The following is a 19,803-nucleotide window of genomic DNA, read 5'->3' on the forward strand; positions in this document are numbered from 1 at the left end:
TTCCAGGAACCAATGCAGCATCAATCTTTTTTATAGTACCTCGCGGGGACTGTCCCAATTTCCAGAAAAGTGACAGACTCGTAAAGTTACTCACAGGTTCGGTCCTGGGCCACCCAGGTGAGACGCTCACAACTACCAAAAGGAAATTCTAAGCATGAGCAGTGATAAAATAGAAAAATTCCACAACTCCATTATACAGCACGGCCCCTTAAATCAAAGAATATACCTCATGCACCTTAGTCCTGATGACTATCCGCAAATCATTCCCGACCTCAAAAATTTTGCATTACAGCACGGCTACACAAAAATTTTTGCCAAAGTTCCATGCAATCTCAGCAGTCACTTTACTGAAGCTGGGTATATGAAAGAAGCTCATGTGCCCGGTATGTATCAGGGCCGGAATGATGGATGCTTTATGGGTCTTTTTCTTGATGAAATGCGCATGATTCCCTATAACGCTGAACTAATGAGACAGGTGCTTCAAGCTGCCACAGACCGAAAAGCTAAGCCACTTACTAATCAACCCCCGCCCAACTATAAAGTCAGACAGCTTGGGCCGGACGATGCTCAGAATATGGCGGAAGTTTATTCCCAAACCTTTGAGACGTACCCATTTCCTGTATTTAATCCTGACTACCTTGTACAAACCATGCAGGAAAACATTTCTTACTTCGGCATCTTTGCTGATAGCAATCTGGTTGCACTGTCATCAGCGGAAACAGATCAGGAAGCAGGAGCCGCTGAAGTGACCGATTTTGCTACCTTGATGTCTTACCGGGGCCAAAGGCTTGGAAGAGTGCTTATTCACTCCATGCTTCAAAGTATGAAGCAGGAAAAAATACTTACCCTTTACAGCATAGCCAGGTCTGTCTCATATGGCATGAACATTACTCTGGCCAGGTCAGGATTCAGGTTCACCGGTGTTCTCATCAACAACACCCATATCGCCGGAAACATGGAAAGCATGAATGTCTGGTACTTGTCGCTATAGCCTCAAATACAACAGGTTCTAAGTAACTACAAACGTATATGTAATAAATTCAAAGCATTACGGTTTTACCATACAGATTGCTTCGGTCGCTTAGGTTCCCTCGTGGGTGACAGGTTTTCAGCAACTACACCCCTGACAGCTCAGCTGTCATTGCGAGCGAGTCTTCGAGCGCGGCAATCTCTATCGCGCTAAGGCTATTACCTCTTTTTTTGTGGCTCAAGCCACATTTCAAAGAAGCGGCTGGAGCCGCAAGAACAAGACGTCCCCAAGCTGGAGCCTGGGAACGAGTGGTGTAAGTTCCTCACAAGTTCGGTCCAGGCCGCCCAGGTCAGGAGCTTCAAAATTTAAAGTCCAGTTATGCCCCAAAATTAACGACCCTAATTTTATCTAAGTTGTGGGCACAGCCCGCATTAGTAACTGATAACCCAATAACAACCAAAAAACGGAGAACAACAATGTCCAATGAAACTGAAATTGCCAAACTGTCCTATCCTGAAAGCCCCAAAATCGTAACCAAGGAAATTCCAGGCCCAAAATCACAGGAAATACTGAAAAAATCTCATGAATCCGAATCTATGGCACGTGGTGCTGGGGCTTTCCCCTTTGTTTTTGACACTGGACAAGGGGCAACTGTTCAGGATCCTGACGGCAATATCCTCATTGATATTTCTGCAGGGGTTGCTGTCAGTTCCATTGGACGCGGTCATCCGGAAGTAATCAAAGCCATTGAACAGCAGTCCAGACAACTCATGCATGCCGGTGACATGTCCAACACCCGCAGAACTGAACTTGCCCAGGCCATCTCTGCAATCATGCCTGGTGAACTGAAAAACAACACCATCACCTACTTTGCCCAAAGCGGCAGCGGTGCTGTGGAAAGTGCCATCAAGTTTGTGCGCATGATTACCGGAAGACAACAGATAGTTGCTTTTCACGGTGCATATCATGGCGTCTGGATGGGGTGCGGTTCTCTTACTACCGGAGACAAGTACAGGGCAGGTTTTGGACCTCACATGCCCGGGGTCATCCATGTGCCCTACCCTTACTGCTACCGCTGCTGTTTCAATCTTGAATACCCGGGATGTGATCTGCAATGCGCCAAGTATGTAGATTATGTCCTCAACACCCCGTATACTGGAGCAGATGATGTAGGCGCGCTGATTTTTGAACCGCAACAGGGAGAAGGCGGATATGTGATCCCTCCCAAGGGATACGTTGAAATCATCAAAAAAGCATGTGAAAAACATGGTGCCCTTTTCATTGCCGACGAAATCCAGGCCGGAGCCGGTAGATCCGGGAAAATGTGGTCCATAGAACATACCGATATTACTCCAGATATGATTACCTGGGGCAAAGGTATGGGAGGTGATCTGCCCATGGCCGGACTGTCCATGCGCAAAGACCTGGCCCTTAAAGTAAAAGAGGCTACCCAGCCCAATACCTTTGCGGGTAATGCCCTTTCTTCCGTGGTGACCATGACCAATCTGAAAGTACTGACAGCTGATAAAAATGCCCTCATTACCAGAGCAGGCAATCTGGGAGAGCAAATCAAAAAATGGCTCCTTCAGGAGACAGAAGCTACAGGACTTGTTGGTGATATCAGAGGCAGAGGTCTTTTTATCGGCATTGAAATGGTTAAAGATGTTCAAACCAGAGAACCCCTTGATCAGAATTCCATGCTCAAACTGATTGTCACCATGCTCAATAAGGGCGTGATCATGATCCCCTGTGGACGCAATGGCAATGTCTTTCGCTTCATGCCTCCACTGGTTCTCACTGAAAAACAGGCCAGAAAAGCTGTTGAAATCTTTGCCGATTCAGTCAAAAGCCTGTAATACTCTCTATTTTGACTTTGCAGATATCAGAATGCAAAAGTCAGATACCTGCCATTACTTATCGAAACACCTTAGGCTCCATGGATTGTCACATCAATCCATGGAGTTTATGGTATCAAATTTGAAATTAATATATTTAAATAATCCTGGACTTAGCAAGTAGTGCCAATGAAGTTCCCCCCGCCAAAAAACTGGACAAGGAGTTAAGGTGGATTTTATGAACATCCTCAAGTCCAGAATTGGGAGGAAAAATATCCAGACGAAAAAATCACAGCGCTTCTTTCAAAGCCCAGGTAGCCCTGCAGGCATAAAATGGAGATATATCATGCCAACTATTTCACTATTTTATGGAATAATAATTTACATGTTTTATTTCGATAACAAAGAACATAAAGCGCCTTGAACAGCGCCTCATATTCATGCGAATTATGCTGAATATGACGCAGTCATTTCAATACCAGAAGGTGAAGTTTTAAGTGGTGAAATGCCAGAGAATAAACTTAAATTGATAAAAGCATGGGTTGAAATCCATCAAGAAGATTTGAGGCCAATTGGAAATTGGCAGTTGAAGGTCATCAACCACATAAAATTTAACCATTGAGGTGAAGAATGTTAAAGGTAAAAAAAGTCAATGCAAATAATGATTATACCCTGTTTGTTGAATTGTCTGATGGATGAACAGGGATATTTGACGTTAAACCGTATATTGAAAAGGGCGTATTTAGACAACTACAAGATATTAATTACTTTAAACAGGTAAAGCCCTTCTTTTGCGGAATCACTTGGCCAAATGAGCAGGATTTAAGTGCTGATACGATCGCATGTGAACTAAAACAAGTTGAAATTGCATAACCAACCAGGGTGGAAGGAAGCCAACAGGGACAATATGTTGCCAGTTTAGTTATGATGCCAGTATCCCGCAAGGCAAAAGCCAACAGAAACAGACAAAACATGCTGATTTTGGAGAAACCTCTGTGGGAAAAATGCTGCACAGAAAGGCAAACTTTAAAATGCCCAAGACACCCTGATAGACCCAGCCTCGGAGCTTTACGGTCCACTTCCTGAGTATTTTTTATCTAAAATCTTACCCATTTGCCTCCCTGCCCAATTCTGAAAAATTAAGAGTCAGCATGGACAGGTTGAACTTGCACTCTGCTTCAAACTGTCGCAGTATAGATAAGGCTTTCTCCTCCCTTTTGATACCTACATCATGAGATGAACTTTCTACGCAAGCTAAAATTGTAGCAGTTCAGCCGTTTGAAGGAAAGCTAAACAGATACATAACAGGCTTGCAATTAACAGTAAGTCACTACTACAATCCGTCTGGAGACAGCTCATGGATCATGACCACTCACACTCCAAAAACAGATTTGATATTAGATATATCGTGCTTGAAACCATCTCTAATATCGGAATAACCCACCTGCAAAAGGCCTGCATCAGAAAAACAGGAGAGCCTGTAGTCTTGAAAAGCATTGACAGTTCGCAGGCCAGTCACCAGGATATTGCAGAGCTGCGCAATGAATACCAGATCCTGCAGGAACTGAATAAAAAGTCATCTCACATCATTAAAGTTCTGGAACTTGACAGAATAGGTCAGCACCATATTCTAATTTTGGAGGACTTCAGATCCGAACCTTTGACTGCTTTGTTCAGCAGGATGGACTTCTCAGAAAACATGAGCAGTTTTCTTAAGCTGAGTATAAAGATAACAGAACAGTTAGAAATAATCCACAACAACAACTTTATCCACAAAGACATTAACCCGGTCAATATTCTTATCAGTACTGACATGAATACAGTCAGACTAATCGACTTTGGTCTGGCCACCACCTTGAGCAGAGAAAACCTGGGATATCACCCCATTCCTGCCATTCGAGGATCTTTGCAGTATATTGCCCCTGAGCAGACAGGCAGAATGAACAGACCCGTTGACTACCGGGCCGATTTTTATTCACTCGGTATCACCCTGTATCAGATGATTACAGGGTTTCTGCCTTTTTCAGGAAATGATCCTTTAGAAATCATTCATGGTCATATAGCCATGGAGCCTCATTCCCCGCATACGCTTACTCCAGCTATTCCCCAGGCCATCTCTGAGATTATTATGAAGCTTATGGCCAAAAATCCGGAAGACCGCTATCAGAGCGCTGCCGGCCTTAAATTCGATCTTGAGCTCTGCCTTGAACATGTTGACGATCCTGATTTCTTGCAGAATTTTGAACCGGGAAAACGTGACATTTCAGAAGTATTCCAGATTTCTGACAAGCTTTATGGACGGGACCAGGAGGTGGAAAGACTTTTGACCACTTACGATGAAACAACTCGTGGTGCAAAGCGACTGGTTTTTATTTCCGGATATTCCGGGGTTGGCAAAACTTCACTGGTCAGGGAAATTTTCAGGCCCATTGTAAGCAATGACGGCTTTTTCATATCTGGAAAATATGAACGCTTCAAACAGGATATTCCATATTTTGCCCTTTTCAAGGGGTTTCAGGATATTGTCAGCGAACTTTTATCGCGTGGTGATGATGAAATAACACTCTGGAAAAACCGGATACTTAAAGCTGCCGGAAATAATGCAGGCCTTTTGACTGAAATGATTCCCAACCTGCAGATTCTTTTGGGAAAGCAGCCCCGGATAAAAGTTCTGAACACAATGGAATCGGAAAACAGATTTCATTATATATTCCTTAAATTCATTAACCTCTTCTGTTCTGCTGAACATCCTCTGACCATTTTCATGGATGATCTGCAATGGATTGATCAGCCATCCCTGAAACTTCTGGATCTGACCATGAATGATGCTGATATCAGTCATATAATGCTTATCGGCGCTTACCGGGACAATGAAATCGACCGTTCCCACCCGCTCTTCAACACCTTGAGCAGCTTCAGACAGCAGGGCATAAACTATCAGAACATTGAGCTTCAGCCCCTTGACAGCGAAGATATTACAGCACTTATTGCGGACACAATGCAGATCAGCAGGGAGAAGGCTGCTGGTTTGTCCAGGATCTGCCATAACAAAACTGGAGGGAACCCATTTTACCTGAACAGGTTTCTTCACCATCTGCATGAAACAGGATATATCTATTTAGACCGCGAAAGTATCCAATGGAAATGGAATGATGAAAATATCATGTCCTTGGATATTGCCGACAATATCGCCGGATTAATTTCCGGAAAGTTGCATCAGTTGCCGCGCATCACTCTGAAACTTATGCGGACCGCTTCTGTACTGGGCAATCGCTTTTCTCTCAAGCTGCTGTCTCAGGTCCTGGGAATGTCCACCCACAAAACCTTTGCTCATATACGCCCGGCTGTAGAACAGCATTGTCTGCTGCCGGTAAATAACGACTACACTGCCATGTCTGCCATTATTGACCAGAAAGTAATCAGCCATGCCGACCAGCTGGAATTCAAATTTTCTCATGACCGGGTTCAGCAGTCTGCCTATGGCATGCTTGAAAAAGATAAAAGGATCAAAATTCACCTGAAAGCAGCACAAACCATTGAAAAAAATACTCTTGACCTGGAAAAAAGTGATATGGTTTTCGCCCTGACCACCCATTTCAATGCTGCCGCAAGTCTTATTTACGATATGGGTGCAAAGCATAAAATTCTAAAATATAATATTATTGCCGCAAAAAGAGCCAGGGATGCAGGTGCCTATCTTCCTGCCCTGAACCTGATGAAAAATGCTCAAAAGATGCTTCCTGATAATCCCTGGCAAGAGGATTATCAGCTGACCAGGCAGGTCTTCAAGCTGAGTGCTGAATTACAATACCTTAACAAAGATTTCTCCAGCTCGGAACAAACAATCAGCACCTGTATGACCAGTCTGAATCCGGGTCGTGACCGCGCTGAGTTTTATTATCTGCTGATCCTGCAGCTGCTTTTAAAATCCCAATACAAGGAAGCTCTTGAAGCCGGTCAGAAGGCTTTACTTGAACTGAATATCACTATTCCTGATGACCTGGACCAGGCTGTTCAGAGTAAATTTGCATGGTTGGATGAACAGATACCAGGAGAAGATGCTTCTGCCCTGCTCAACCTGCCCTCGGCAAGTGACCCTGACTTTGTGGCAACCATGAATATAATTCAAACCATGACTCCTGTTGCCTACTACACCTCAGAAAAACTATTTACTTTTTTTGCCCTTCTCGGAATGGAATTGACCATCACCCACGGCAATACTGCCCAGGCATCCACCAGTTACTGCTGTTATGGCTTAATGCTGGCTCTGGCCTTTGGCAGACTGGAAAAAGGTTTTTCCCTCAACAAAACCGGACTTGAAATTGCCCGTAAATTTGGTTCAGGATCAGATATATGTCGCTCCAGCAATGCTTTTGGAGCCTTTATGTTCCATTGGTACAGACCCATGGATGAAACCGGCAGGATCTTTTCCCAGGGTTATCAGGCTGGAGTTGAATCCGGGGAAATGGAATTTTCTGGATATCTTTTGCTGCATCAAGTTGAGCTTATGTATTACAAGGGTCAAAATATTGAGGATATCTTAGAGGCCATGGACTATCCCCGTAATTTTGCACTGAAGACAAGAAACAGGCTGGTCATCCAGTCGCTTAAAAGCATAGAGGCCATAATTTACTGCCTTACGGAAAACAGCCCCGGCCCCTTAACACTGCACTTTGACAAACATGACGAGCACGACGAGCATAATTTCATTCAGAGCTGTATCAGCAACAATAATCTGCTGGTCCTGTTTCAACATTATACTTTTAAGGCAATGCTCTGTTACCTGCACGGTGATTCCAGGCAGGGTCTTGAACTGATTCTAAAAGCAAAAGAGTATGTTTCCTCAGCAGTAGGTCTGTACAGCACCGCTCTTTATAATTTCACATCATCAGTGATTTTGTGCGATATGTATGATCTGACCCTGGAAAATGACCGAGATGATCTATTAAAGCAGATTCAGAACAATCAACAATCCATGAAGTCCTGGTCAGCAAATTGTCCGGAAAACTTTTCAGCAAAATATTTGCTCATTGAAGCAGAACTGGCCCGAATGCATAATAAAACTGTTCAGGCCATGAATTTGTATGATCAGGCAGTAGAAGCAGCCATCAGAACAGGCTTTACCAATGAGGAAGCCATAACTTATGAACGTGCGGCAAGGTTCTGGTTAGATATGGATAAGCCTGATTTTGCTGGCATTTATATTAATCGCTGCAGACAAAGCTTCAACCTCATGGGGTTCAAGCATAAGGTTCGCCTCCTGGAAAGGGAGTTTCCAAGAATTACAGGCTCATACCATAACCCGCTACCTGAACCACAATTCACACGCCACACAAAGCCCCCTGGCATTTCAGATTCTATTTTAAGGTCAGCACACCTTCACTTAGATACCCATAGCCTGCTCAAGACTTACAGGGCCATTTCAGAAGAGATTAACTTAGACAGTCTACTGGAAAAAACCATGCGCGTTTTGATTGAAAATGCCGGAGCCAGAAAGGGAGCTTTAATCCTGGCCAAACCACGCTGGATGATAAAGGCTATGGCCGGATCTTCCGGCCGCGTTGAAATCCTGGATGGCCTGGACCCTGGATCTCAGGAAGCCGTGGTAAGACTGCCTTCCTCTCTGATTATGTACGTCATCCGCACCAATGACAGTCTGATTCTGCCTGATGCCTCTAAGGACATGCGCTTTGCTTCAGATCCTTACATTACAGCCTCTGAGCTGAAGTCCGTGCTTTGTTTGCCCATTGTTCATCAGGGGCAGACCACTGCCGTACTGTATCTGGAAAACAATCTTCTCAGAAATTCCTTCAACGCTGATCACCTTGAGATTATCAGGATCCTTGGTTCTCAGGCAGTCATATCCATTGAAAATGCCAGGCTTTACACCAATCTTGAAGAACAGGTAGAGCAAAGAACGCGCAAGCTCAACAGTGTCATCCATGAACTTAAAATGGCCAGGGACAAGGCTGAAAACGCCACCCTTGCCAAGGGGCTTTTTCTGGCCAATATGTCTCATGAGATCAGGACACCCATGAATGCCATCATAGGCATGGCTCATCTCACGGCACGGACAAAACTAAGTGCAAAGCAAGAAGAATATATCACTAACATCCAGCAGGCTTCTGAATCTCTTTTGGGTATCATCAATGATATTCTTGATTTTTCCAAAATCGAGGCTGGTAAAATTGATCTGGAAAGAAAAACTTTTTCCTTAAAGCAGGTTCTTGGGGACATCATCAATTTAATGCGGTTCAAGGCAACAGAAAAAGGACTTGACCTTATACTTAACATATCCTCTGACCTGCCCGGCTTCTTTGTGGGTGATGCTTTGCGCCTGAGCCAGATTCTGACCAACTTGACCAGTAATGCTATCAAATTTACCAGCCAGGGTGAAATAGTGATCTCAGCCCGGCAGGCTCCGGATCAGAAAAGTCATGAATCAAGGCAAGTGACTCTGGAGTTATCCGTATCAGATACAGGCATTGGTCTGAGTCAGGAACAGATCAGCAATCTGTTTCAGCCCTTTACCCAGGCCGATGCATCCACCACAAGGCGTTTTGGTGGAACAGGACTGGGCCTTGCCATAAGCAGGCAGCTTGCGGAAATCATGGGAGGCAGCATCAGCGTTAAGAGTACCAGTGGCAAAGGCAGCGTATTTACTTTATCCGTGGAGCTTGAAAGAACCAGTTTAAATCAAAAGGAACTTAGTTTACTGCAGGAAAAACAATTGGATATATCCGGTCTAAATAAAGACTTAAGCAAGTTGAAAGTTCTGCTTGTGGAGGATAACTCTATAAACCTGCTGCTGGCCAAAGAACTGCTCCTTGACCATGGCATCACTGTTGTGACTGCTGACAATGGACGCAAAGCTTATGAGTTATTTAAAAAACATTCTTTTGATATTGTGCTCATGGACATTCAGATGCCGGAAATGGACGGACTGGAAGCTACGCAAAAGATAAGAAGGTATGAAAAATATCAGAAAATCAATAGTAACAACCCGACCCGGGTGCCCATTATTGCCATGACTGCCCATGCCATGGCCGGTGACCGTGAAAAAAGCCTGAAGGCAGGGATGGATGATCACCTGACCAAACCCATCATCCCCAGGCTGCTTTATGATACCCTTGTCAAGTGGGCCCCGGCCCATACTCCGGTACTTCCGGCAGATGGTGACCTGAATGATCATGATAAAATTCGCAGGATCAGACAAGAAAAACCTGAGGACATGAATCAGGCCAGCCTTTTGCCCCCTTCTCTGCCACCTTTTGGCCTTGAACAGGCCCTGCTCAGATGCAACAGCAACCAGCACCTGCTGCACAGGCTGCTTCTGAAGTTTGGTTCAGACTTTAAAGATACAATCTTCAGGATAAAAGATGATATTAAGGGCAATAACCTTGACCAGGCCCGTATAACCGCCCACACTCTTAAAGGGGCAGCTGCAAATCTTGAAGCTGTTGAGCTTGCACAAAGCGCAGCCAAATTAGAAAAGGCTCTGGAGGCAAACATGAAACAGGAGTTTACGAAGCTCCTGCAAAATGTGGAAACCAGGCTGACCCAAGCCCTTGAAGCGGTAAAAAACTTAGAGGATTTTCCAGAACTATCAAATACTGATGAAAACCAGGCTATGAAAAAACCTGACATGAAAGATCTAAAGCCAAGGCTTGTTGAACTAAAAAAACATATTTCAGGCAACAACCTGAGGGCAAGGCACCTCTTTGGCGAGATCAAACCAATGCTCGCCGGGTCAGGCGTTGATCAGGAATGCGCAACTTTGGAAAACAATCTCAACAGTCTTGAATTCCCCAGTGCCTCCCGGGCATTAGATAGACTTTCCCGGAAACTGGGCATTAGAAGTTGATGGGAAAAAGTGGTTGCAAAGCAATCCATATTCCGTGGCATTCAGTCCATTCCGAGGGCAAAGGCTTTTGCCCGGCAGAGGTTTATTTTTCAGGCTGGGTTAAAGGCACAGTCTGCATCTCAAGACACTATGGCAGAATTCTAATTTGTACTGCAGCTGTGCCGGAAAGATCTCTGCAGTCCTGGCTGGTCACATCATAAGTATCAGCTCCATCAAACTCAGATTCAGGATCATTACTGCCAGCCCTAATAAATCCTTCTCCGGACAGACCGTCATCAGCCATACGATCAAGTTCGCATACCAGACGCAAGTCTGCATTGGGTATGTACAGCCAGGTTGCCTCCCCTTCTGAGCCTCCTGCATTCCATTCGTCACCCAGGGGATTTTTTTTGTCCCGGCTTGTCAGGAAACCCACAGAAATCAAAAGCGAAAAAAATGATGAGGTTTCATCACCGGCAACAATACCATCCCTGCTGTTGGTACAATTTATGGGATCTGTCTCTTGAGCATCACAACCATCTCCTGGAAAAAAGCCATATCTGTCATAAAAGGTATACATGGCTGAAACAATTTTATTATATGATGCGTAAGCATTTTTTACCCTTGCGCTGACCACCAGCTCACGGCCCTTTAAAAACATTCCCAGAACCAGCCCAATAACCACAAGAACTATGGCAATTTCAATGAGAGTCATCCCCAGGCTGACGGATTTATAGTCACTTTGCCTGCCCATTGCCTTGCCGGCAGCATGGGATTTGTCTCTTCTCCTGGCTTCCCTGAAGGCATAGAACAGATGGGAATAATTCCTGTTAAAGCATTTTATCATTGTAAAACTCTGGAAAGGGTCTGTACCAGAGGGTTATCCGGCACCTGTATTTTTAGTTGGGCCAACAGCACTCTGGCCTGGGCTTTCTGGTCAAGACGCACCAGTGCCAGGGCCAGATTAGCTCTGGCTATATGGTCTTCAGGAGCGCGGTTCAGTACTGCCGTAAACTTATCCCGAGCTTGTTCATAATTCTCCTGCTGCATGGCCAGTATACCCTCCCACTTTAATATCAAAGGGCTTTGTTCAGGCAGAATTTCATTAAGCATAGTCAGATAGCGGACAAAGGCATTATAGTCTCCAGAAGCAAATGCTGATTCAATATTTTTGTTCAAAGCCATGGCTCTGCGGTTGCGCTCTGCCTGCCTGGAAAAATGGTCAACAAGTTCAGTATCCAGGACAAAATGGCCAAGATCATCGGGAAATTGTGAAGAAGACTTGAATTCCCTGTCAGTTTTTGCTGCAGGCAGCACCGCAGGCCTGGCTTGCACTGAAAGATCTGATGACGCGTCAACAACAGGCTTTTTTTCGGAAAACTGCTCAACAGTTAAAGGCGTGTAATCATTGTTGTTTGCAGGTATAACTCTTGATTCATTAACGGGATCAATGCCTGCAATTAGAAGTTCTTCATCTTCATCCTGATCCATCATGTCGGAAAGAGGTTCATCTTTTTCAGACACTGAAATAGTTTCAGAAACATTGACAGTAGCCGGAGAGTCATTTTTCAACAACGCGATCTGACACAACAACAGGCTGCTGAAATCCTTGGAATGCCGCAGCCCAAATTATCCCAGCTCTTACACGGCAGTTTCCGGGGGATAAGTGAGGCAAAAATGATTGCCTGCCTCAATTCTCTTGGCAGCGATGTGGATATTGTTATCCATAAGACGCATCAGGATTTTTCGAAAGGACACACCCAAGTATCATTCGCCTGAAACTTTGCCGTTTGCTTTCTGTGTAATTCGAGTTGTTTTGCCATAATTCTGCAAGTAGTCCGAGTTCTTCACGGGCAATATGCCAAATTGAGTCGATTCTCTCGTCTCCAGGGCGATCAAATGCTCTTTAGCTGCGATGTTCATTCTGAGTGAATCTCAGGCATGGAATATGTGGCTATACAGCCTTATCACTTTCAAATGCTTCATCATAAAAAGATTTCATATCTAACGCGGGCTTTGCCCGCAACCCAAGTGTGAAGAGGTACTTTGCCGAAACCTGGGACAGTCCCCGCGAGGGCCTATATACAAGTATCATCGTTTATTCCGAAATGAAGATTATCACCTCTATCTCGATTCAGTCCAAGCGAGGGACAGTCCCACTCCCAGTCTCGCAGCCCTGATTTGAGCCGGGACATTTTCATGTTTTTTGTGACAGCATTTCAGCGGTAAGTTACTAAACATTTCTGCCATTTCCTATGCCTGTCTACACTTTCATCACGCTGTCCTCTTGGCATTGACAAAAAGCGAACTGTATCTACATAGCCTAACTCTTTAAACAAAATTTCCGTCCCTTTTGTTATCAGCTCTCTATCAGGCATTTCTCTTGTAACCGTCACTTTATATCCTCCTTTTCACAAAACATTATTGGGCTGCCCGTCCAAATATTAATTCCTGACCTTAAACATTTTTTTATTAACTTATCATCACACGATATAAAAGATGCCTGCATTTTTTCGGCATAAGCAATGTGGGCAGCTTCAGCAATTCCAAATCCTGACCTTGCAAGCTCCTCTGCTCTTTTCCTGGCATGACTTCCAGCCTGCTCAGATCTGAAGGCAATTGTTTCTATCAAATACAATAAGTCAGCCATCTCAATATGATCAGATATCGCTGAAATTTCTATCTCATGTACAGGAGAATAAACCATCCTGTATACACTTTTCTCAACTGCCCTTAATATCAGTTGGACGGCAGTAGTCTCCAGATTGCCACTGCATATCTGTTCGCTTCCACTGAGCCGCCAAAGGCGAGAGACAACCTTTGGTTCTGGCTTCTATCCAGGACAGAAATGGATAATTCAATTTTAAAAGAGCGCTTCAAAGAACCAAAAATTGGCTTGTACACGGACTGAATTTCCAGCGTTTCTTGACCATACCACCTCCATGAGCTATTGCTTACACAGATTTAATTTTTGAAGTGAAAAAAATGAGTGGAAAAATCCCGGGAGAGCAAGAAAGTCGGTGCCAGTGCTGGTGACTGAAAACTGACTCCTGCCCCCTGAAGCCTTCTTCTAAAGCGCGGGGTATGCGGGGTGCTTTTATTGGGAGCATTACGCGTTTCTGACAACTGAAAAAAAATGATGTGCTTGTCACAGCTTTTTTGTGGTTAGAATCGGTTTATCATGGCTTGGCACGGAGACTGTCCCTGGCTTCGGGACTGTCCCCTATCTGGTTGTCAGAAAAGCGTAATGCTCCCTACTTTAAACACTCAAAACCTAAAGAAAAAACAGGCGGGGTAGGACTGGGTATTGCTGGATACTGGCATCATAACTAAACTGGCAGCATAATGTCCCTATTGCTTGTGCTCTAAAGTGTTGTCTAAGATTTCCAGTCACATTCGAATAGCGATTGTCTTATATTTAATTTAGTAATCGGCGAAAATCGATCCAGGAAGATTATTTGGAAGGACAAAAAAAGGTCACACCTTGGCAGTGTGACCTTATTATGGATGTGTGTTTTATTGTAGTGCTCGGTTTACGAGCTCGGAGAATTCTTCCATGGACTGAGTTTTATAAAACTTTCTGGTTAAGGTCCGCAGGCTATCGATGGAGTCTATAGATTTGATTTTATCCTGTAGAGAATTCGGTAAAGGGCCATGGAAGTCTCCAGCTACATCTATAAGGGTTTCTTGGGTTGCTTTAAGTTCACTTCGCTTCTCCCATATAGGTTTTTCCTGCAAAAACCTCTGTTCAGTCTCCTCACGCCCCTCTCTTCTAAACATTTCAGCTATGGTTCCCATATATACTTCCCCTTCGTCTATCTCAGTTTCGGCAATCTGTTTTATGTCTATGTATTCCTTTTCGTCCCTGGTTAACTCCAGATAATGCAAAATCAATTGCAAAAAATCCAGCAAACGCGCTTTAGGATCAACCTTTTTTATCAACTGAAAGGCTCATTTAACCCCATTCATGAATTCTGGAGATCCTGAATAGCGCCAGATGGTAAAAAGAGCTTTTAAGGTTTCATCAAAATCGTAGTCTTCTGGGTCATCATTTACTGCATCATACAGCAAAAAGTTAAAGTCAGGAATGAAAATTTTGAAATCATCAGAGGGCAGATTAACCAGGTCTGACAATTTGGTGGGCTTCCAACCCTCTTCTGGATGAGCTATCAATATGGGGATAATGACCGGTAATCTGGTTTCACCAGTATTTTTCTGGTATTGTTCCCAAAACTCAAGGATATACCTCAAGAACTGCAGCGGAGTATTCTTCTTAAAAGTACTTTTGTGCTCAAGAAGAAAAAATACCTTGGCTACATATGAACTACATTTGGTGGGCACGCTGACAACCAGGTCGGAATAGTAGCTTTGCAGGCTCTTGGGCAGAAATGAATCCTTCTCGTAGTAAATCTTGTTAAAATCAAGCTGTTTCACAATTTTTTCAGGAAGCATTGATTTTAAGGATCTGTTTAGCGCTTTGGATGTGGCACGGGGACTGGCTCTTCCGGGACCCACTTGTCCCAAAAATGAGTCATTTTGATCACAAATTGATGATCAAGTGGGTCCCGGAGTGCCTGTCCCCTGCTTTCCTTAAAAGCGCTAAACAGATACGATTTTAATAAGCTGATGGCATTCAGCCGGTCCGACAAAAAGTACTTGATGGTGCTGTCGTGAATATTTGGTGTGCTCATATTGGTAAAATACTCCCTTCAAAGCTGGTTGGCAAGCACTTTCACAAACATCTCAACTTGCCCTGGAATTTATGGCGGAAATGCCCTTTGAACTTGCCAGCAAGCTGTTTGAAAAGAGTCCGGGAGCATTACGCGTTTCTGACAACCAGATAGGGGACAGTCCCGAAGCCAGGGACAGTCCCCCTCCGGGCTGTAAGCCTCCGGGCAGGAAGCCGTGCCAAGCCATGATAAACCGCTTTTAACCCCAAAAAAGCTGTGACAAACACATCATTTTTTCAGTTGTCAGAAACGCGTAATGCTCCCTACTGTGAAATTGTCTCGCTCCATGGACGGATATTAACAAGCTGTTCGGCCAAAACCGACTCAGCTACCTCCGTGTCATATGCTGCCTGAGCACGCAGCCAATAGCCGTTGGACAACCCAAAAAAACGGCAAAGCCGCAAATCTGTATCAGCTGTAATAGAACGTTTCCCCGCAACAATTTCACCTATCCGTTGCGCAGGAACTCCAATTTCTTTAGCAAGTCGATACTTAGTAATTCCCATTGTCTCAAGGAACTCTTTTTTCAGTAACTCGCCAGGCGTTACAGGATGTATATTACGCATGAGTAACCTCCTAATGGTAGTCAACAATTTCAACATCCTCCGCACCAGCCTTGGTCCAGAAAAAGCAGATGCGAAACTGTTTGTTGATTCGAATACTATGCTGCCCTTTACGATCATGAGATAGAGCTTCAAGCATGTTGCCGGGCGGGATCTTCATCAAGTCGTCCAGACGGCTTGCAGCCTGAAGCTGGCGAAGCTTACGCAATGCAATACGCTCAAAATTCACGAAATGTCTGACTCTCACACCGCCCGCAAGTTTTTCGGTATGCTTACATTTGAAAGAAATGATCATGATAACATAGTAACGCCGCTCATTAATAACGTCACGCATTACAGCATTACCTGGAGTCAGACAAATTTGAATCACTGCGAAAAGCGCATAACGCTCCGCATAACGGGCTGGGTATTGCTCGATACAGGCAACAAAACTTCACCCAGTTGGACAGACCGAAGGTCTCCGGCTCAGCCGCCGTTCAACCGGGTAAACTGGCAACATAATGTCCATGTTGGCTTCTTTTACTCGGGCATAGTAAGATTGAAACCACTATGCGCTATGCTCATCTTGCAGAGGAAACCCTGAAGGACGCAGTGAATGCTGTACCGCTGGGGAAGGCGGCATAGCTGCGGGTGATATTGTTGTGGCCACCCCTGGTTAGAGAGGTGGCCTTGTGGTGTGGTTATGCGAAAGGAGATTAGTTGAGTGCCGCTTTGTTTACCAGTTCTGTGAATTCATCCAGGGACTCTGTTCTGATGATCTTTCTGGCCAAAACCCGAAGGTTATCAATGGATTGAATAGATCTGATTTTATCTGAGAGCATGCCGGGTAGTGGACCGTAGAGTTCTGATGCCTGGTCTATCAGAGTTTCTTGGGCATTTTCTAGTTTGCCCTCCTGTCTCCCAATGATTGCTCCTTCATGCTTGCCCTCATTTCTAAACATTTCTGCTATGGTACCCATATACTGTTCCCCTTCATCTAATTCGGTTTCAGCTATTTTCTTTATCTCTGCGTATTCCTTTTCTTCCCTGTTCAACTCAAGGTATTGCAGAATGAGCTTGAGGTACTCATCCAGCCGTACATCCGGATCAATTTTCTTTATCAGCCTGAAGGCTTTTTTGATCCCTTCCATGAACTCTGGAGAGTGCGCATACTTCCAGATGGTAAAGAGAGCTTTTAGAGCTTCATCAAATTCGTAGTTTTCCGGATCGTCCTTGACTGCATCAAAAAGCAGAAACTCGAAGTCCGGTATGTACACCTTGAAATCATCAGAAGGCAAATTAACCAGGTCGGATATCTTCAAGGCCCGCCATCCATATTCAGGGTGGGCGATTAGAATAGGTATTACAACGGGCAACTTATCGCTTTCCCTCTTTGCATTTCTCAGATAAAAATCCCAGAACTCAAGTATATATCTTAAAAATTGGAGCGGCGTAAATCTTTTAAATGTGCTCTTATGCTCCAGCAGGAAAAGAACTTTGGATTCAGATGTTCCGCACTTAGTAGGTACGCTGGTCAGGAGGTCAGAAAAATACTCTCTGAGATGTTTGGGAATAAAGGTGTCTTTCTCATAGCGGATTTTGTCTAAATCCAAATGCTCCTGAACTTTCTTTGGGAGCAAAGCTCGTATTACACTGATGGCATTCTTCCGGTCTGAAAGGAAGTACTTGATTGTATTATCGTGGATCTTTGGTGCCTTTTGCATATTGCTACCTTAATCATTTTCGGCTGATCTTGCAACATATTTCGTCTTAAGCTCAACTTTTGGTAGGAAATTAAGGCTCGTTGCAAAAATATATACAATAAAATCAAATAATTAAGTATGAATCGAAGCCATATCCCTTCACCCAGGAAGTTTTCTATCAATTTTATTCACAAAATATTGAATTGATTTGATATTCATTATTACATTAAACACCAACTTTACCTTGGTGGAATAAATTTGAGAGCTTGAAGATTTCCGGTCCATCAAAAAAGTGTTGCAGAATAAGTCAAGGGATATTCTTCAGTCCGCTCCCAGTCGCTTCATGGAATACAAGCCCTCAACTCCACCTACGGGCGTAAATTTCCTTGTATCCTTGGAGCCAAGCAAATGCTTAACCTGGTCAAATACCTCCTGCACAAAATCCTTCCCACCGATAACCCCGGAATCTGTAAAATACCTGCATCTGTACCTGAACCTCTCAACACGGCTTATCCTGTAGCCTTTCTTCCTGGCCTTTTCCACGATCTTTTTGTCCATGGCCTTGCCTTTACCCGCATCAACAGCGCCGGTCTCGTAAACAAACTGCCTGTATTTGCGGACAATCTCAGATGGATTGAACTCATTCCATTCCTTCATACCAAAATCCATGGAGAGCAAACCGTCTTTATTCCCGGTTTGGGTGTGATAACCAAGGGAACACCAGCGGTAGTCCTCTGGTTTTTTTACAATACCTGCCCGGATGGGATTAAGGTCCACATAAGCAAGAAGATTAACAAGACTCAAACCATCCTGAACAATCATACTCTTGAATCTATCACCCCAGAAGAACCCCCTCCGGCCATACCTCTTATTGAAATACCTGGTGAATCCCTGCTTGATGTCCTTCACATAAGCCCCCAGGTTGGTCAGTCTCTTGCGGTAGTCGGATATAAGAACCCCGGTCACATTTAGCTCATCTCCATAGTACTTCTGCAGTCTTTCCTTGATTTCTTCATCCGTAGGATCAGATTCAGGATACATGCGGATTACCAAATGAAAATGGTTGCCTAAAAGTGCGAATCCCAGCACATCCACAAAGTAAAATGAGCTAAGCTTTTTGATCAGGCCAAGCAGAAAGTCATTGTCTTTATCTGTTATGGGCAGGCCCTGCAGGGCAGTTCTGGATATTACATGGTAGATGGTGGGCTGATTATCTCTGATAAATCTGGCAATTCTAGGCATGGTGAACCTCCATGAATGCTTGTGGTTGCTGGGTTGAGAGGAATTTAGCGAAATACGAAAAAAAAGTCAACTTAAAGAACCTGTCCCCAGTTTCTCTTGAAAATGGATGGGGACAGTCCCGAAGCCAGGGACAGTCCCCGTGCCATGCCGTAGTTTATATTTTTTTACTCAAAGATTGCCTTAACACACCCTATTCATATTTTGTTTTCAAAAAACTCGTAATGCTCCCATCCATACTGTTCTTAAATTGGGCATAGGTAAACGCTTATTTGGAGTTTCTATGGGACCATCATCAGTGTAGCGGGTTTCGTATGGCGACTCAACAGTGCTGGATACAGTTCCTGAGAGAGCATTACGCGTTTCTGACAAATGAAAAAATTTATGTGTTTGTCACAGCTTTTTTTGGGTTAAAAGCGGTTTATCATGGCTTGTTACGGCTTCCTGCCCGGAGGCTTACAGCCCGGAGGGGGACTGTCCCTGGCTTCGGGACTGTCCCCTATCTGGTTTGTCAGAAACGCGTAATGCTCCCGTTCCTGAAGTAGCTTGAGTTTCATGAGCTTGCGCCAATATCTCCCAATGAGAAGCTTTAAAACCCATCTTCATAAAGAAAGCAGCTTTTCCTCGACTCTTTTCCTTATTGAGCAGGTAATCAAGGACTTTTAGCTTTTCGACATAGAGCAGCTCATTTTTCATTGATGTGAGAAATGTCGGGTGTTATCTAAGTAATTGAATATTTTCAGAAACAATCCTCGTACAGCTTTTTGCTCCTCATGCTGATATAGTAGTGCTTGGAGATAGAAGGAGCAAGAGGTGATTTATGGGGTAGCGGAACAGTTGTGAATATCAGGAAAGCATATTTTGTCTTTCCCTTATGTTGCTCTTGAACACGGGCAGAATTTACAGTGTTTCTTGGTCATTCAACCTCCATGAGCTATTGC

18 protein-coding genes are annotated in these 19,803 nt (G+C 44.2%); 7 read left to right on the forward strand and 11 right to left on the reverse strand.

Going from position 1 to position 19,803, the window contains the following annotated elements:
- Positions 1-154: 154 nt before the first annotated feature.
- The 6 genes from ablB (at position 155) to LZ23_RS13270 (ending at position 10,669) form a co-directional block, all read left to right on the forward strand.
- Positions 155-991: a putative beta-lysine N-acetyltransferase gene (ablB, locus tag LZ23_RS13255; protein WP_045214889.1), complete on the forward strand. Its 837-nt coding sequence runs from the start codon at positions 155-157 to the stop codon at positions 989-991.
- Between the two features lie 455 nt (positions 992-1,446).
- On the forward strand, positions 1,447-2,826 hold the full coding sequence (locus LZ23_RS13260; RefSeq protein WP_045214890.1) for an aspartate aminotransferase family protein: 1,380 nt from the start codon (positions 1,447-1,449) through the stop codon (positions 2,824-2,826).
- A gap of 217 nt (positions 2,827-3,043) precedes the next feature.
- A complete protein-coding gene (locus LZ23_RS24720) occupies positions 3,044-3,229 on the forward strand; it encodes a hypothetical protein (protein WP_198145993.1) in 186 nt (61 codons plus the stop codon).
- Positions 3,230-3,241: 12 nt separating this feature from the next.
- Complete coding sequence (locus LZ23_RS25560) at positions 3,242-3,427, forward strand: DUF4160 domain-containing protein (protein ID WP_198146012.1); 186 nt, start codon at positions 3,242-3,244, stop codon at positions 3,425-3,427.
- Between the two features lie 83 nt (positions 3,428-3,510).
- Positions 3,511-3,678: a DUF2442 domain-containing protein gene (locus LZ23_RS25565; RefSeq protein WP_198146013.1), complete on the forward strand. Its 168-nt coding sequence runs from the start codon at positions 3,511-3,513 to the stop codon at positions 3,676-3,678.
- Positions 3,679-4,162: 484 nt separating this feature from the next.
- On the forward strand, positions 4,163-10,669 hold the full coding sequence (locus LZ23_RS13270) for a protein kinase domain-containing protein (protein ID WP_045214892.1): 6,507 nt from the start codon (positions 4,163-4,165) through the stop codon (positions 10,667-10,669).
- Positions 10,670-10,796: 127 nt separating this feature from the next.
- Here LZ23_RS13270 and LZ23_RS22690 read toward each other — a convergent pair whose 3' ends face one another.
- The gene (locus LZ23_RS22690; protein ID WP_052507365.1) at positions 10,797-11,495 is read right to left on the reverse strand and encodes a type II secretion system protein; all 699 of its coding nucleotides are present in this window, start codon (positions 11,493-11,495) and stop codon (positions 10,797-10,799) included.
- A complete protein-coding gene (locus tag LZ23_RS13280; protein WP_157493232.1) occupies positions 11,492-12,238 on the reverse strand; it encodes a tetratricopeptide repeat protein in 747 nt (248 codons plus the stop codon). The genes LZ23_RS22690 and LZ23_RS13280 overlap by 4 nt, the downstream gene beginning before the upstream one ends.
- A gap of 24 nt (positions 12,239-12,262) precedes the next feature.
- On the opposite strand from LZ23_RS13280, the gene LZ23_RS25570 reads away from it, so the two are divergent.
- A complete protein-coding gene (locus LZ23_RS25570) occupies positions 12,263-12,427 on the forward strand; it encodes an XRE family transcriptional regulator (protein ID WP_353740104.1) in 165 nt (54 codons plus the stop codon).
- A 440-nt stretch (positions 12,428-12,867) separates the two neighbouring features.
- On the opposite strand, the gene LZ23_RS24725 is transcribed toward LZ23_RS25570, so the two are convergent.
- The 9 genes from LZ23_RS24725 to LZ23_RS13320 all read right to left on the reverse strand — a co-directional run bounded on the left by LZ23_RS24725 (position 12,868) and on the right by LZ23_RS13320 (position 19,558).
- Positions 12,868-13,044: a hypothetical protein gene (locus LZ23_RS24725; RefSeq protein ID WP_198145994.1), complete on the reverse strand. Its 177-nt coding sequence runs from the start codon at positions 13,042-13,044 to the stop codon at positions 12,868-12,870.
- On the reverse strand, positions 13,041-13,355 hold the full coding sequence (locus tag LZ23_RS13285; protein WP_198145995.1) for a hypothetical protein: 315 nt from the start codon (positions 13,353-13,355) through the stop codon (positions 13,041-13,043). Before LZ23_RS13285 ends, LZ23_RS24725 begins: the two co-directional genes overlap by 4 nt.
- 809 nt (positions 13,356-14,164) lie before the next feature.
- Positions 14,165-14,590, reverse strand: a complete 426-nt coding sequence (locus tag LZ23_RS25115) for a hypothetical protein (RefSeq protein ID WP_045214897.1) — start codon at positions 14,588-14,590, stop codon at positions 14,165-14,167.
- A gap of 9 nt (positions 14,591-14,599) precedes the next feature.
- On the reverse strand, positions 14,600-15,082 hold the full coding sequence (locus LZ23_RS25120) for an Rpn family recombination-promoting nuclease/putative transposase (RefSeq protein ID WP_232300495.1): 483 nt from the start codon (positions 15,080-15,082) through the stop codon (positions 14,600-14,602).
- Positions 15,083-15,641: 559 nt separating this feature from the next.
- The gene (locus LZ23_RS13300; RefSeq protein WP_045214900.1) at positions 15,642-15,944 is read right to left on the reverse strand and encodes a HigA family addiction module antitoxin; all 303 of its coding nucleotides are present in this window, start codon (positions 15,942-15,944) and stop codon (positions 15,642-15,644) included.
- A 10-nt stretch (positions 15,945-15,954) separates the two neighbouring features.
- Entirely contained in the window at positions 15,955-16,275 is a 321-nt protein-coding gene (locus LZ23_RS13305) for a type II toxin-antitoxin system RelE/ParE family toxin (RefSeq protein WP_435050741.1), read from the reverse strand.
- 361 nt (positions 16,276-16,636) lie between these two features.
- Positions 16,637-17,644 (reverse strand): Rpn family recombination-promoting nuclease/putative transposase, encoded by a 1,008-nt coding sequence (locus LZ23_RS13310; RefSeq protein ID WP_045214901.1) that lies wholly within the window; start codon positions 17,642-17,644, stop codon positions 16,637-16,639.
- Positions 17,645-17,944: 300 nt separating this feature from the next.
- Complete coding sequence (locus LZ23_RS13315) at positions 17,945-18,865, reverse strand: transposase (RefSeq protein WP_045214903.1); 921 nt, start codon at positions 18,863-18,865, stop codon at positions 17,945-17,947.
- A 453-nt stretch (positions 18,866-19,318) separates the two neighbouring features.
- On the reverse strand, positions 19,319-19,558 hold the full coding sequence (locus LZ23_RS13320) for a DUF6883 domain-containing protein (RefSeq protein WP_045214905.1): 240 nt from the start codon (positions 19,556-19,558) through the stop codon (positions 19,319-19,321).
- Between the last annotated feature and the right edge of the window lie 245 nt (positions 19,559-19,803).

This window comes from Desulfonatronovibrio magnus, from assembly GCF_000934755.1.
Taxonomy (GTDB): domain Bacteria; phylum Desulfobacterota; class Desulfovibrionia; order Desulfovibrionales; family Desulfonatronovibrionaceae; genus Desulfonatronovibrio; species Desulfonatronovibrio magnus.